Annotated in this window: 1 pseudogene; it reads left to right on the top strand. The window is 65.4% G+C overall.

What is annotated here, in order from left to right:
- Positions 1–878: pseudogene (locus GO988_RS23955) on the top strand (hypothetical protein); the annotation flags it as partial.

The following is an 878-nucleotide window of genomic DNA, read 5'->3' as shown; positions in this document are numbered from 1 at the left end:
ACGGGCCAGGTAACGGTGAAGTGGACGCAGCCCAAAGCGGACAACAACGGCACGTTCGGGGCGCCCTCGGGCTACCGGCTGGGCCGGGGGGTAGGCAGCAACCCGACCACCTTCACCCCCATTGCCACCATTACCAACCTGGCTGACACCACCTACGTGGACCGCGGCATTGATACGCAGGCCAACCAGTACACTTACCAGCTCACCTTCTTCAATACCGACCGCTCCTCGGGCACGGCCCTTGAAAAAACGGAGACGGCTACCCCCGCCAGCAGCGTGCGCACGAGCCTCGTCCCCAATGGCCTGGCTAACACCATCACCGTGAACTGGGCCTACAACGTGCCTTGGGACAACACGAAGCAGCCCACGCACATCTACCGCCTCAACCCGGCGCCGGGCAGCACCTTTACCCAGGTGGGCACGGCCACGCCGGGGGCCACCAGCGGCACGTTCGTGGACCGCGACCCCACGCTGCAACGCGGCTTGCAGTACTGCTACTACGTGCAGACGAACGGGCAGTACCCGGATTTCCTCAACTCGCTCAATCAGCCCATTCTCACCAATCTGCTCAACAACAGCCAGCAGGTCTGCACCAGCTTAGTGGCCGTGCCCTGCACGCCGGTGCTGAGCCTACGGCCCATTAATTGCGACAGCCTGGCGGCCCTACCCTCCTTCCCAGCGCCCAACCAGCGCTACCAGAATAGCCTGCGCTGGACGGTGGGCAACACCCCCACGGGCTGCAGCACGGACGCCGCTTACTACCGCGTGCTGCGCAGCGAGGTGGCCGGCGGGCCCTACGTGGCCCTCGACTCGACGGCGCGCCTCGACTATGCCGACCGCTTCCTGACCAAGTCGGCAGGCTGCTACGTGGTGCAGGC

Source organism: Hymenobacter ginkgonis (genome assembly GCF_009755225.1).
GTDB lineage: Bacteria > Bacteroidota > Bacteroidia > Cytophagales > Hymenobacteraceae > Hymenobacter > Hymenobacter ginkgonis.
Note: the sequence above shows the minus strand (reverse complement) of the source record. Positions and strands in the feature narration are given on the sequence as shown.